The sequence below is a fragment of the Peptoclostridium acidaminophilum DSM 3953 genome (assembly GCF_000597865.1).
GTDB classification, from domain to species: Bacteria; Bacillota; Clostridia; order Peptostreptococcales; family Peptostreptococcaceae; genus Peptoclostridium_A; species Peptoclostridium_A acidaminophilum.
The window spans coordinates 743543-756489 of the sequence record NZ_CP007453.1 but is presented as its reverse complement, the minus strand read 5'-3'; the positions used below and the strand labels follow the sequence as shown (position 1 = coordinate 756489).

At 44.9% G+C, this 12947-nt stretch carries 14 protein-coding genes; 11 read left to right on the top strand and 3 right to left on the bottom strand.

Annotated elements, in window-relative coordinates:
* The 6 genes from yqeC (at nucleotide 1) to EAL2_RS15600 (ending at nucleotide 4422) form a co-directional block, all read left to right on the top strand.
* Nucleotides 1–771 (top strand): selenium cofactor biosynthesis protein YqeC, encoded by a 771-nt coding sequence (gene yqeC / locus EAL2_RS14450; protein WP_025437065.1) that lies wholly within the window; start codon nucleotides 1–3, stop codon nucleotides 769–771.
* Complete coding sequence (gene mocA, locus EAL2_RS14445) at nucleotides 768–1367, top strand: molybdenum cofactor cytidylyltransferase (RefSeq protein ID WP_025437064.1); 600 nt, start codon at nucleotides 768–770, stop codon at nucleotides 1365–1367. The genes yqeC and mocA overlap by 4 nt, the downstream gene beginning before the upstream one ends.
* A gap of 142 nt (nucleotides 1368–1509) precedes the next feature.
* Entirely contained in the window at nucleotides 1510–2331 is an 822-nt protein-coding gene (gene yqeB, locus EAL2_RS14440; protein WP_025437063.1) for a selenium-dependent molybdenum cofactor biosynthesis protein YqeB, read from the top strand.
* A gap of 207 nt (nucleotides 2332–2538) precedes the next feature.
* The gene (locus EAL2_RS14435; protein ID WP_025437062.1) at nucleotides 2539–3372 is read left to right on the top strand and encodes a radical SAM protein; all 834 of its coding nucleotides are present in this window, start codon (nucleotides 2539–2541) and stop codon (nucleotides 3370–3372) included.
* Between the two features lie 71 nt (nucleotides 3373–3443).
* Entirely contained in the window at nucleotides 3444–4268 is an 825-nt protein-coding gene (locus EAL2_RS14430; RefSeq protein WP_025437061.1) for an XdhC family protein, read from the top strand.
* A 1-nt stretch (nucleotide 4269) separates the two neighbouring features.
* The gene (locus tag EAL2_RS15600; protein WP_158408949.1) at nucleotides 4270–4422 is read left to right on the top strand and encodes a hypothetical protein; all 153 of its coding nucleotides are present in this window, start codon (nucleotides 4270–4272) and stop codon (nucleotides 4420–4422) included.
* On the opposite strand, the gene EAL2_RS14425 is transcribed toward EAL2_RS15600, so the two are convergent.
* The gene (locus EAL2_RS14425) at nucleotides 4415–5092 is read right to left on the bottom strand and encodes a Crp/Fnr family transcriptional regulator (RefSeq protein WP_025437060.1); all 678 of its coding nucleotides are present in this window, start codon (nucleotides 5090–5092) and stop codon (nucleotides 4415–4417) included. The two genes, EAL2_RS15600 and EAL2_RS14425, sit on opposite strands and share 8 nt — an antisense overlap.
* 275 nt (nucleotides 5093–5367) lie before the next feature.
* Between EAL2_RS14425 and EAL2_RS14420 the strand changes: the two genes are divergently transcribed.
* Both EAL2_RS14420 and EAL2_RS14415 read left to right on the top strand, forming a co-directional pair.
* Complete coding sequence (locus EAL2_RS14420) at nucleotides 5368–5847, top strand: permease (RefSeq protein WP_025437059.1); 480 nt, start codon at nucleotides 5368–5370, stop codon at nucleotides 5845–5847.
* On the top strand, nucleotides 5844–6380 hold the full coding sequence (locus EAL2_RS14415) for a permease (protein ID WP_025437058.1): 537 nt from the start codon (nucleotides 5844–5846) through the stop codon (nucleotides 6378–6380). The genes EAL2_RS14420 and EAL2_RS14415 overlap by 4 nt, the downstream gene beginning before the upstream one ends.
* Before the next feature lie 72 nt (nucleotides 6381–6452).
* Here EAL2_RS14415 and tnpB read toward each other — a convergent pair whose 3' ends face one another.
* Nucleotides 6453–7574 (bottom strand): IS200/IS605 family element RNA-guided endonuclease TnpB, encoded by a 1122-nt coding sequence (gene tnpB / locus EAL2_RS14410; protein ID WP_025437057.1) that lies wholly within the window; start codon nucleotides 7572–7574, stop codon nucleotides 6453–6455.
* Between the two features lie 306 nt (nucleotides 7575–7880).
* Nucleotides 7881–9287, bottom strand: a complete 1407-nt coding sequence (locus tag EAL2_RS14405; protein WP_025437056.1) for a pyridoxal phosphate-dependent decarboxylase family protein — start codon at nucleotides 9285–9287, stop codon at nucleotides 7881–7883.
* A 270-nt stretch (nucleotides 9288–9557) separates the two neighbouring features.
* On the opposite strand from EAL2_RS14405, the gene EAL2_RS14400 reads away from it, so the two are divergent.
* The 3 genes from EAL2_RS14400 (at nucleotide 9558) to EAL2_RS14390 (ending at nucleotide 12897) form a co-directional block, all read left to right on the top strand.
* Complete coding sequence (locus EAL2_RS14400) at nucleotides 9558–10085, top strand: flavodoxin domain-containing protein (protein WP_025437055.1); 528 nt, start codon at nucleotides 9558–9560, stop codon at nucleotides 10083–10085.
* Nucleotides 10086–10353: 268 nt separating this feature from the next.
* Entirely contained in the window at nucleotides 10354–12084 is a 1731-nt protein-coding gene (locus tag EAL2_RS14395) for a methyl-accepting chemotaxis protein (RefSeq protein ID WP_025437054.1), read from the top strand.
* Nucleotides 12085–12246: 162 nt separating this feature from the next.
* Complete coding sequence (locus EAL2_RS14390; protein WP_025437053.1) at nucleotides 12247–12897, top strand: cadmium resistance transporter; 651 nt, start codon at nucleotides 12247–12249, stop codon at nucleotides 12895–12897.
* The last annotated feature ends 50 nt before the right edge of the window (nucleotides 12898–12947 follow it).

Genomic DNA, 12947 nt, shown 5'->3' with positions numbered 1-12947 from the left:
ATGCTCATTACGGAGCTTTTGGAGATAGACGCCAACAAAGGCGAGCTCATAAGCATAGTGGGCGGAGGCGGCAAGACGAGCATTATGATGCGACTTGCCAAGGAGCTCAAGGCTGCGGGCAAGCGTGTGCTTATAACTACTACAACTGCTATTTACGTGCCAGGCGGCAGGAGCATAGACAGGCTGCTCCTAGGCAAAAGCAGCTTTAAGGAATATATATTCCTCAGCAGTCCGACTGATGGCATAACGGCTGCAGCCAAATTTTCAGACGGAGTTAAGCTAAAGGGTTTTGAGCCTGGCCTTATTGACTCCATACGCGATCTGGGCATATTCGACTTCATATTAGTCGAGGCCGACGGCTCCAGGGGAGCGCCGATAAAGGCACCGGGCGAGCATGAGCCTGTCATACCAATGGCTACGGACAGGGTGATAGGCGTGATCGGGCTTGATTGCATGGGTAAGAAGATATACTCGCAGCATGTGCACAGGAGCGAGCCGTTTTGCAAGATAACGGGTTGCGCAGCGGGGGACTATGTGAGTCCATGGATGGTTGCAAGGCTTATCGAATCGGAAAAAGGCCTTTTCAAGGGAGCTCCCAAGGGCTCGAAAAAATATGTATTTCTGAACAAGGCCGAAGGGGAGCACAGGCGAAATGCTGCTCTTGAGACTGTCGATTTGCTGCTTGGCGGCAGCTGCCATGAGTCGGATGGACTTTGCGCGGCCAGCCTCTACCTCAATAAGGCTTTCATAAAGTGGAGTTGGGAGCGATGATTTCTGGAATAATAATGGCCTCCGGATTTTCAAGGAGAATGGGGCGGGATAAGCTCATGCTCGAGTTTGCGGGAAAGCCGGTGGCAGAGCACGTTATAGAGGCTGCAAAGGCCTCGGGGCTTGACGAGGTCATAGTCGTGTGCAAAGACGCTGCGGTTGTGAAAATTGCTGAAAGTTTCGGTGCGGCTGTGATAATCAACGCAAGTGCGCAGCTTGGCCAGAGCGAGTCGATAAGGCTGGGGGCAAAAAGCGCAAGCCCAAAGGCAGACGGCCTCATGTTCATAGCGGCCGACATGCCGCTCCTTGAAAGCCGCATAATAGACATGCTGATATGTGAATTCAGCAAAAGTCCAGATTCCATAGTAGTGCCGCTATATGGAGGAACCCGTGGAAATCCCGTGATATTCCCTGCAGACCTAAGGGAAGAGCTGCTATCGCTAAAGGGCGACGAAGGCGGCAGGGTTATAATCGAAAGATTCGGGGAACGCGTAATTTTTGTAGAGACCGGAAGCAGTTTGGGCGGCATAGATATTGATACAAAAGAGGACTTCGAGCGGCTAAAGGACATGCGGAAGAAGGCAGATTCCAAGCAATAGGGAATTCAGAGTAGAAGCATGCTTGTAAGGTTTAGTTTGTCCTGCTTGTGGATAAATTTACAAAAATAGACAATATACAGGTTGTTGGGAAATATACAATCCTAGCAAATGTGAGTGTAGCAATGGATGGTGTTGATTACAAATGAACGAATATATTGTTGCAATAAGAGGCGCGGGTGATTTGGCAACAGGGGTTGCCTACAGGCTGCATATGTGCGGCTTCAGGCTGATAATGCTTGAAACGGCAAGGCCTACAGTCATAAGAAGAGCCGTGGCTTTTGCGTCTGCTGTTTTTGAAGGAAGCATAGAGGTTGAGGGCGTTCGGGCGGTGCTTGCAGAAAATATCCGGCATATCGAAGAAGCATGGGAACGCGGCGATGTCCCTGTAATCGTCGACGAGAGCTGCGACATCCTTGGGAGTATCAGAGCGCATGTGCTCATAGATGCCACAATATCAAAGCGAAACATAGGCACAAGGCGCACCATGGCAGACATTACTATAGGCCTTGGACCAGGCTTCACAGCGGGCGATGATGTCGACGCCGTTGTGGAAACGCTCAGGGGACACGAGCTTGGAAGGGCCAAATACAGCGGCTCGGCAGCTGCAGACACTGGAATACCAGGTGAAATAGCCGGGTTTTCAAGAGAAAGGATAGTGCGCTCCCCGGCTGACGGTCTTGCAAGGAGCATCTGCAGCATAGGCGACAGTGTGCAAAAGGGACAGGTAGTGGCGTATGTCGGGGAAGATGAGGTGCTTGCCCCGATTGACGGAGTCTTGAGAGGAATAATACATGATGGCATATTTGTCAAAAAGGGAATGAAGATGGGCGATGTTGATCCAAGAGGAAATGTGAACAACTGCTTTACAATATCGGAGAAGGCCCTGGCTGTGGCCGGAGGAGTTCTGGAGGCTGTGCTTCATATAGGATTCAAAAGAGGAAGGCTAAGTTTGAAAGATAAGTAAATAGAAGTATAAATAAATAGAAACATTATATCAACCTACATATTCTTATTAATAGTATGTAGGTTTTGCTGTACAATTAAAACTGTTATTTACATATGCCAAAAACAGAGTAAAATAAAAGTATAGATGGTATATGCAAGAAAATGATTTTATTTTCTGAAGATCTGCTGATTCTGCCCTTGAGCGAAGCGAAAGGAATGGTTAATTATGTCTAAAAATGATACGGTCTACTATCCTCAGGATGAGATGACTACTTTTTTACTGCCTGTAACATTGGGGTGTTCATATAACAAATGCGCATTCTGTTCCATGTATAAAGACGATAAATACGCTGAGGTTCCATTTTCGGAAATAGAAATGCAGCTGATGAATGCAAATCTTTATACCGAAAGGGTATTTTTGACGGGTGCGGACCCGGTGGCAATAGGCTTTGAGAAAATGAAGCGATTACTGGATATGATAAAGCACTATTTGCCGTATTGCGCCTGTGTGGCTTCCTATGCGTCCATAAAGAACATCTCCAAATACACGGTTGAAGAGCTGTCGATTCTTCATGATGCAGGGCTTAGAATGCTCTATATAGGATTTGAGACAGGCAGGGACGATATACTGCAACTTATGAATAAAGCCCATAGAGTAGACCAGGCAATTGAACAGGCAAGAAAGCTTAACGAGGCAAAAATTCCGTTTAATACTATCATCATGTATGGAATAGCAGGTAAAGGCAAGTCTGCAGACAACGCTGCTGCAACTGCAAGAATGATCAATCAGTTCAAAACAACCAGAGTTATCACAATGAATCTAACGGTCTTTGACGGAACGGAGCTGGAAAAAATGGTGAAAAGAGGTGAATTTATTCCTGCAGGACGAAGTGAGCTATTAGCAGAAATAAAGACACTTTTAGAAAATCTCGAACCCAAGGAGCCTACTATGTTTGACACAACACATCCGACAAATATAGTTAAGCTAAAAGGCACGTTGCCGCAGGACAAAGATAGATTATTAAAAGAATTGACAAGATATATAGAAGTTTTGAAGTAAAATAAAAGGAGGATTGATTCGGCAAGTGGCTGCTCAATGCAGGCTTTATCTGCTGAATATAAAATTAAAATATGGAAGATATGCTTCTTGACATAGTGTCGGCAGAGCTCAAAGCCGGCAGAAAATCGGCAATGGCAATAATCACAATGATCGAAGGTTCTTCTCCCAGAGGGGAAGGCTCTATGATGGTTATAAAGGGCTCAGGCGAGACCGAAGGCACGATAGGCGGCGGGGCTATAGAGCGTGAGACAATAAAGCATGCCCTTGAGTGCATAGAAGATGGAGAGAGCAGGAATTACGATTTCAAGCTTACCGAGGAAGAAAAGAGTCTCGACATGATATGCGGCGGAAGGGCTCAAGTGTTTATAAAGGTTTTTGTACCCGATAACAGGCTTCTTATTGCTGGTGGAGGCCATGTGGCCCTAAAACTTTATGAAATAGCCCAGATAATGGGCTTTAAGACTGCCATATTCGAGGACAGGCAGGAGTTCTGCAGCAGGGAGAGATTCCCGAAGGCTCACGAGCTGGTGCTGGGTGACATAGCTGAAAACCTGCGCAGCTATCCTGTAGACGAGAATTGCTATGCGGTGGTAGTAACAAGAGGCCATTCCCACGACGAGCAGGCGCTCGAGGCCTTGCTTGGAAGAAATGCCGCTTACATTGGGATGATAGGAAGCAGGAGAAAGACGGCAATGGTATTTGATAAATTGATTAAAAAAGGAATTTTAGAAAGTGAACTAGAAAAAGTATATGCACCAATAGGCATCGACACGGGCGGGGAAACTCCGGAGGAGATAGCTCTTGGGATAATGGCGGAGATAGTTGCGGTAAAGCATGATGCAAAGATAAGGCATATGAAGGATAGCAGACCGGCAATAAGCAAGGAGCCGATATAATATGAAAAGAATAAAAACAACTGCAATACTCATGTTTTTCCTTGTGATAAGTTCACTGCTTGCGGCGTGCGCAAAGGGAGCGGAGGTGGAGCAGCAGCCCATAGCCGTGCGAATACCTGCGGACAAGGTCATGCTTTTAGAAAATACTATCTGATGATGTCTAAATCAAGTATGGTTATGGAATGTGAATCGAATTCGATCAGTCCTTCAGCCCGCATTTTACCTAGCTCGCGAGACAGGGAGGTGCGCTGTATGCCCATTCTTTCAGCCAGCTCCTTCTTGCTCATTCCAAGCATTATGCGGGTGTTTTTTTGCAGGAAATATTCGTATCTTAAAAAGTCTATTACGGAGCTTCTTATGGACTTTAAGGATATTGTCTTGATTTTATTTGTTAGTATGGTGGTCTTGTCGGAAATGCACGACAAGAACTCAAGCAAAAAATTCATATCAGACTGGCAGAGCTTGAGAACAAGCTCTTTTTTTATTTGTAGTATCGTTGCATCAGTCTTTGAAATGACAGTCATGGGATAGAAGGGGTTTCTTGAAAAAAGCAGGTTGCCTCCCAGGCTGTCGCCCGGACGAAAATCAACAATAGTCAGAGCGTTTCCGTTTTCGTCTATTCTTTGTATTATAATCTCGCCGTCCAGTATTATGTCCAGAGTTTGGCACTTTTCGCTTTCGAAATGAATTATGTTGTTTTTGGGATAGTTGGATATTGAATATGTGCCGGTCTCAAAAAGTGAAGAGAGCTCCTTAGGAGAAAAACCTGAAAATAGGCTTGAGGCCTGTATTACAGGGATTAATTTCTGTATTTTTGCATCCATTCTTATCCTCCTCTAAAAAAAATCAAATTAGTTACCGCGGTAACTGTAATTGGCTATGAATTATTATATTATAAAGTCAAGAAAATATGAATGAGGAATTTACAACACAAAGAATTAGGCTATAGAAAATGAGAATTAAACCACACTGTCAATTTTGTGCAGTTTAGTTTTGCAGGACTTGAAAACAGAAAGATTAAATGATAAACTTATACCACCGAGGGGTATGGGCGGTATGTACGTACACCATCTGTATAAAGATTTGAAAGGGAGGAACTATGATAACAAAAATATTCTATGCTATGGCCATTGTGCTGCTTGCTGTTTCATTTGCAAAAGATAGAAAAAAGACAAAAATGGCGCTTAAAAAAGCCTGGAAGTCGTTTGAGAATATACTTCCGCAGTTTCTTACAATAATAATAATCATAGGTATAATGCTTGCCGTGCTTAGTCCGGCTACCATTTCGAGGCTTATTGGAAACGAGTCGGGTTGGCTTGGCATGATAATGGCTTCGATAATCGGTTCAATCACTCTAATACCAGGTTTTGTGGCATTTCCACTAGCGTCAGCTCTGCTCAAGAATGGAGCTGGCTTCATGCAGATTGCAGTTTTCGTATCCACATTGATGATGGTCGGAATTGTCACAATACCTCTTGAGATGAAATACTTCGGAAGAAAGGCGACCTTAACGCGAAACCTGCTTGCTTTTGGATTTTCATTCGCGATAGCGGCGGTCATAGGGGTGGTAATAGGATGATAAAAATAGCTAAAAGGTATAGATTCTTCTTTGTTCTGGCTGCCGTAAATATGGCGCTTTTGGCATTGAATCCTGTGGTGGGCCAAAAATCGCTCAGCATAACATGGAACAACGTGCTTGAGATGCTGTCCGTACTGCCGCCGATTTTTGTGATGCTTGGTCTTCTTGATGTTTGGGTCGAAAGAGAGGCCATGATAAAGCTCATGGGTGAAAGGTCCGGAGTTATGGGAGTGGGACTCGCCTTTCTTCTTGGATCTGCCGCCGCAGGGCCTCTATATGCGGCATTCCCGATAGCGGGAGTGCTCCTTAAAAAGGGTAGCAAGCTTTCGAACGTGCTCATATTCATAGGCGCATGGTCTACGACAAAAATTCCGCTCCTGCTGTTTGAGGCGTCTTCCCTGGGATGGGATTTCATGATTACTCGATTGCTAATTAACCTTCCGATAATAGCGTTGATTGCATATGTTACGGAAAAGACTCTTAGCGCTGATGAGAAGGTACAAATATACAATACGGCGGATGATTTGCATTGAACTACCCCCACTTAACCTGACGGCTTGAAGTGGGAGATTCCTAAGAACACCGCCCTAGCGGGCAGTTTATTATTAGGCTAACCCCGTGGTCCCCACGGTTAGAAGCCTTAGGGCTTCGTTTTTAAGATTTATGCTTGCGTTAAGGTCCCTGTCGTGATTTGCGCCGCATTCAGGGCAAGTCCACTCTCTAACAGAGAGATTCTTAACGTCTTTGTTCTTGTAACCGCAATCAGAGCATAGTTGACTTGAAGCGAAGTTCTTAGCAACAGCAACGACTTGTTTGCCGTACCAGTTCGCTTTATATTCAAGCATAGTCCTAAATTGCGCCCAAGACACCTCGGATATTGCCTTTGCAAGTTTATGATTCTTTAGCATGTTGCTTACCTGCAAATCTTCTATGCCGATGATGTCGTGGTTTTTGACTATATCGGTAGAGATTTTATGCAGGTAGTCAGCCCGTGCATTGGCGATATGCTCATGAAGTCTTGCAACTTTGACTCTTTGCTTGTGCCAATTGTTTGAGAACTTAGTGCGCCTTGATAGTATGCGTTGTTCTCTTGCAAGCTTGGCTTCAAGCGTTCTGAAGAACTTGGGATTCTCGAATACTGTGCCATCTGAAAGTATGACGAAGTCTTTTAGCCCGACATCTATTCCGCATGAGAAATCAGACTTGGGCAGCTCTTGCACCTTTGTTTCAGCAAGCACAGATACAAAATATTTGCCCGATGGATTACGCCTTACAGTGGCACTCAGAATCCTGCCTTCAACTTCTTTGGACTTAGCGAAACGAACAAGCCCAAGCTTAGGCAGTTTGATTTTGTTGCCTGCTACAGCTATGTTGCCATTGGTGAATTTTGTAGTGTATGACTGCACCTTGTTTCTTTTAGACTTGAAGCGTGGAGCATCGTTTTGCTTCTTGAAGAATCGGTCAAAGGCATCGCTAAGGTTTTTTAGAGAAGATTGCAGGGCTATGCTGTCTACTTCTTTGAGCCATACAAGCTCTTTTTTGAGCAAAGTCATTTGAGCCGAACAAGTGTTGTATGTCATACCCTTGCCTGTTTGCTTATAGGCATCATTCCAAGCATTTAGAAAGTGGTTGAATACAAAGCGGCTACAGCCTATTGTTTTGGCTATTAGTTCTCGTTGGCGGCTATTCGGATATATGCGGAATTTGTATGCCTTATTGACCAACATTGTTTTTCACCTCCTTGTGTGACATATAAGACTAATTGCTACTATTATGTGTATACCCATGGAGCAGATACAAAAAACATAACTTGAAAGATATTAGGCGATTCATCCCCCACCTAAAGAGGTGGGAGTATTCTCGCCCTAATATCGATAAAAACAGCTGAACTTTTAATGGAGGAGCCTTGATATAGGCTCTTTTTTCTCGTTGGAAAGCAAAAAAATAAGCGTGTCTAAGTGACACGCTTTAATAATGTTTGAATTAAAATGACAATTATTTGGATGAGCCTAAGACATGCATAGTTCCTGTTTCTACTTAGAGAGCGCCTTTTCTTTGGCCGCAGCAAACGCGGCCACTGAGCGATCAATATCTTCATATGTTGTGCGGTAAGAGCACACGCTTACTCTGATGACTGACTGGCCTTCCCATTTTGAGCCTCCGCACCAGCACTCTCCGGAATCCTGGACTAGCTTCAGGGCCTTTTCTGTCGAATCCGAATCTCCAAGAGACAACAGAATCTGGTTGAAGCACACGTCATTCTTGATCTGAAAGCCATTGTCCCTGAGGGCAGCAGCGAAATAAACCGCCTTGTCATGCAAATCGTCTACCAGCTCTTCCGTTCCTTTTTTTCCTAGGGATTTAAGTGTGGCCCAAAGCTCGAATATCCTTCCCCTTCTTGACATGTCCAGTGTGTATATCATGCCGTCGCGGTTTTCGCTGTATACGATGTAAGAGCCGCTCATTTGAAGGGCGTTAACCAAGGCATCTCTGTTGCGGCAGAAGACAATACCGTTGTCGTAAGGCGCGTTGAGGGTCTTGTGGGCGTCAATTGACCAGGAGTCGGCAAGCTCAGCGCCTTTTACAAGATGTCCGAGCCTCTTGGAAGCTGCCGCCCATAGCCCGAAAGCACCGTCAATATGGATCCATGCCCCTGCTTCCCTGGCTTTTTTGCAGAGAGCAGCAAAATCATCATACGCTCCGGAATTGACGTTGCCTGCCTGGAGTATCAGAAGTGTTCGGGTGTCAAGCTCGGGAACCGCATAGGCTCGTATTCTGCCCTGCTCGTCGGTTGGGACCGTTATTATGCGTTCGCTTCCAAGACCGAGTATTGAAAGAGCCTTGTATATTGTCGAATGGGCTCCTTCGCCAAGCACCACCTTGATTTCAGGAGCTCCGAAAAGTCCTTTTTTGCTCACATCATAGCCCAGCTGATCCAGAAGACTGTTCCGGCCGGCTGCAAGGGCGCAAAGCGTAGCTGTACAGCTGCCGCCAACGAATCCGGCTGCCGTTCCTCCCGGCAGACCGAGCAGTTCTACCAGCCACTTTTCGCATACGTCCTCGATTACTCCGGCGACAGGCGACATGACATACATTCCAGCATTCTGGTCCCATGTGTCAGAAATCCATTTTGCGGCAAGTGCGGCCGGAGCTATGCCTCCGCACACGAAGCCGAAATAGCGCCCTCCCGTCTGAGCCACTGTTGCCGGGGAGCCGAATTCGTGAAGTATCCTTATGACATCATATGGATCCGACGGCTCGTCATTCAGGGATTCCCTGAAAACCTCAAGGTTGGATATTGTTTCATCATTAGGGAAAACGGATCTGTCCTGTACTCCCCGCATATATTCGAGCGCATATTCCTTTGCCTGCTCCATTAGAGCATAGTCCTCCGCTTGCTCTCTCAGGTGGTCGCACATGGATTTGATGTTTTCATTCATTGCAAGGATCCTCCTTTGATAATCAATATTACATGGGCTTTTACTATAATATTTATACTCATTTATCCCTGATGGAAACTACAGTTTGCAAATGAACTATGTAGAAAATGATTTTTACAAATCTGATAGATGATGGCTGAACAAAGGTATATATATTATGAATTTCAGATTTCAGATATTAAGAAATATTTTTATAATGTAATACAATAATGTAATACAGATAACAATAAATAAATTATATTAAAGGTGCTTAATGTAGGAGGTGTTTTTTTGAAGAGCGTAGTGATCTACAAGTCCAAATCCGGATACACGAAAAAATACGCTGAGTGGTTGGCTCAAGCTATTTCGGCTGACTTGTTAGAGGCCGAAAATTTCAAGAAGGAGCAGTTTGGCTCTTACGACAATGTCATATACGGCGGAGGGATATATGCCGTGGGAATAAACGGCATAAAATTGATAAAGAACAATCTGCCGGCGCTTAAGGGCAAGAAGGTAATAGTTTTCGCCACAGGCTTGTCGCCTGCCAGGGAGGATGTAATAAAGGTTGTAAAAGACAAGAACTTCACAGCCGAGGAGCTTGAGTCGATAGGCTTTTTTTACATGAGGGGAGGTTTTGATCTCGGAAAGCTAAAGGTGATGGAGGGTTTGGCAATGAAGCTCATGAGACATATTCTGAAAAGGAAAGATCCGGCAGCTATGAGCGAGGATGACAGGGGCATGCTGGAGGCTTTTGAGCACCCGGTTGATTTTACAGACAGGAATACCATAGAGCCTATACTAGAGGTGTTAAGGGAATAAGCATATAGTTATGAACAAAAGCAACAGACAGCAATGAATAGGTAGCCCTGGGCATGGTTGAAAAACAGTGTCCGGGGTTTTATTATGCATATAGCAGCAAAATAATGAGATTACAGGGTTTACAACAGAAGGTGCGGCTGATATGATTTATAGAGAATGTCGAAAACATAACAATAAAAACAAAAAATCATTAAACAAGTAAAAGCTAATAAGGTGAATCCGACAACTATGGGCTGACATGCAATAAACTAGAAGAGGTGATTTTTTCATGATGAAAAGCATCAAATCAAAAATAGTAGCCTATATTTCGATAGCCCTTCTGCTATCATGCTCGCTGTTGGGCATATTCGCAATAATGGAGTCGTCGAAGAGCATTTTTAGTGTCATAGACAATATGGCGACTGAAAAGGTTAATGCCGATATAGAATCGGCACACGTATATATGGAAAAATACCATGGAGAGCTAACACTCAAGGATGGAGAGCTTTACGATGCAAGCGGAACTGAGGTAAGGGACAATTTTGCGATGGTCGATGCTGCAGGTGAAAAACTAGGCGACAAGGTGACGATATTTGTAAAGAAGGGTGACGACTTTGAACGAATATCAACGAATGTGATTGACGAGCAGGGCGCAAGGGCAGTGGGCAAAATGCTTGGAACAGACAGCGCGGCATACTCAAGTGCAGTAGCTGGAAATACATATGTAGGTGCTTGCGAGATACTCGGAAAGGAGCATATTGCAGCATATGATCCGATAGAGGACCCGAGCGGGCAGGTCATAGGATTGCTTTTTGTTGGAGTACCAAAGGATGAGATTATAGCTCTGGCCGATGAGTTCTCTGCTGAGCTCATGTGGAAGATTGTAATGCTGTCCTTGCTTGCATTAGCAGCAGGTATAGCTGCTGCCATATGGATAGGCAACTCGATAACAAGGCCGATAGTAGCACTATCTGGACAAATTGAGGACGGAGATTATACAAAGGATGTTCCGGATAAGTTCCTTAAAAGGCCGGACGAACTTGGAGCATTTGCAGGTGCGATCGACAAGATGCAAAAAGAGGTAAGGAATCTTATGTATGAGGTCAGGGATACTTCAAAGGAGCTTCTGTTATCCTCGAATGACCTTGCGGCTATGTCAAAACAGTCTTCAAGCACAACTAATGAGATAGCCCAGGCTATGGATCAGATTGCTGCGAGCACGTCGAGCCAGGCTGAGAATTTGGAAAGCAGCGTGTCAAGCGTGAACGATCTTTCTGTGAAAATTGACGTCGTAGCGCAGGCCATAGAGCATATGGGTGATATGTCGGCGCAGATGGACAGCCTCAACGCTACAGGCGTAGAAACGATGCAGGTGCTTCTGGAAAAGGCGGCGGACACCAAAGATTCAGTGGGACAGGCCGATGAGACGGTTACAAAGATTAATGCGGTGGCAGAAAAGATTGGAGCAATAACAGAAGCGATAAACGCTATAGCTGACCAGACAAACCTGCTTGCACTCAACGCTTCAATAGAGGCAGCCAGAGCGGGCGAGCACGGCAGGGGCTTTGCGGTTGTTGCGGAGGAGATTAGAAAGCTTGCAGAGCAGTCTTCACACGAAGCAGAGAATATAAAAAATCTGATAGAGAATGTCCAAGCTCAGGCAAGGAATGCGGCCGAGGCTATGAAGCATACAGCTGCGAGCCTTAAGGATCAAGATATGTCTGTAGCTGAAACGGAAAAGATATTCCAGTCCATATCAACTTCCATTGAGTCAATAAGGGAGCAGGTTGGAAGAATCGATACGGAAACGAGAGAAATGGAAAACAGTAAGAATGTCATAGTTGACATGGTTGAAAATATAGCTGCAATGGCTGAGGAGGCGTCGGCCAGTACTCAGGAGGTTTCTGCTGCTGCAGAAGAGCAGCTGGCTGCTTCAGAACAGGTTACCGCAAGCGCAAACAGAACCAGGGAACTAGCTGTCAATCTGCAGAATGAATTGGCAAAATTCAATATAGAATAATCCAAGGGACTGAAGAGCATTTCTTAGCTTTTCAGTCTTTTTGCGTATTCTGGTTTTGTATATCTTGATTAAGATGTACGTCGAAGAAAAATAATGTACAATAGGAATGGCATTGAAAATTCTTAAATGATAATGATGAAAATTCAAATCGGGAGCACAAATATGATGGAAACAGCTTTAGCTGCGGCAATAGCGTTTATAAGCACAAATATTGACGATCTTTTCGTAATAATGCTACTTTTCACACAAGCAGGAAGTAGCCTGCGGAGCAGCGACATATACAAAGGGCAGCTTGTTGGCATAGCGGCATTAACAACCGTGAGCATGATTGCGGCCGCAGGCATGTCGGTTTTTCCACTTGAATACATAGGTCTGCTCGGCCTAGTGCCCATAATTTTAGGAATAAGGCTTGCCGCCGTAGAATTATCAGGAAAGCGCAGAGCTGAAGGTGAATACGAAAAATCGGAGAGTAAAGGCTTCGGGATAGCAGAGGGGATTTCAAGGAGACTATCATTTTTTGCAAGGCCTCAGATGCTTGGCGTAATGAGCATGACTATAGCGGGAGGCGGAGACAACATAGGAATATACGTGCCCATGTTTGCAGGAATGAACGCAGCTGAGCTTGCGGCCAGTGCGGTCGTATTTGGTGTCCTTACATTCATATGGTGCCGCATCGGCTCTATGCTTTCAACTCATCCGCTGCTGCGGAGGATTATAAGAAGATACGAAAAAATCCTGGTGCCGGCTGTATTTGTATGCATAGGAGTATATATTGTTGTTGAAAATGGGACTTTGAATCTTTTTTTGAAATAAGTCAAAAAAGCGAACCGAATTGATATGCTTACTTTCCAATAGGGTTCGCT

Coding starts and splice junctions, on each gene's coding strand:
- yqeC (WP_025437065.1), top strand. CDS start 1: ATGCTCATTACGGAGCTTTTGGAGATAGACGCCAACAAAGGCGAGCTC.
- mocA (WP_025437064.1), top strand. CDS start 768: ATGATTTCTGGAATAATAATGGCCTCCGGATTTTCAAGGAGAATGGGG.
- yqeB (WP_025437063.1), top strand. CDS start 1,510: ATGAACGAATATATTGTTGCAATAAGAGGCGCGGGTGATTTGGCAACA.
- EAL2_RS14435 (WP_025437062.1), top strand. CDS start 2,539: ATGTCTAAAAATGATACGGTCTACTATCCTCAGGATGAGATGACTACT.
- EAL2_RS14430 (WP_025437061.1), top strand. CDS start 3,444: ATGGAAGATATGCTTCTTGACATAGTGTCGGCAGAGCTCAAAGCCGGC.
- EAL2_RS15600 (WP_158408949.1), top strand. CDS start 4,270: ATGAAAAGAATAAAAACAACTGCAATACTCATGTTTTTCCTTGTGATA.
- EAL2_RS14425 (WP_025437060.1), bottom strand. CDS start 5,092: ATGGATGCAAAAATACAGAAATTAATCCCTGTAATACAGGCCTCAAGC.
- EAL2_RS14420 (WP_025437059.1), top strand. CDS start 5,368: ATGATAACAAAAATATTCTATGCTATGGCCATTGTGCTGCTTGCTGTT.
- EAL2_RS14415 (WP_025437058.1), top strand. CDS start 5,844: ATGATAAAAATAGCTAAAAGGTATAGATTCTTCTTTGTTCTGGCTGCC.
- tnpB (WP_025437057.1), bottom strand. CDS start 7,574: ATGTTGGTCAATAAGGCATACAAATTCCGCATATATCCGAATAGCCGC.
- EAL2_RS14405 (WP_025437056.1), bottom strand. CDS start 9,287: ATGAATGAAAACATCAAATCCATGTGCGACCACCTGAGAGAGCAAGCG.
- EAL2_RS14395 (WP_025437054.1), top strand. CDS start 10,354: ATGATGAAAAGCATCAAATCAAAAATAGTAGCCTATATTTCGATAGCC.
- EAL2_RS14390 (WP_025437053.1), top strand. CDS start 12,247: ATGATGGAAACAGCTTTAGCTGCGGCAATAGCGTTTATAAGCACAAAT.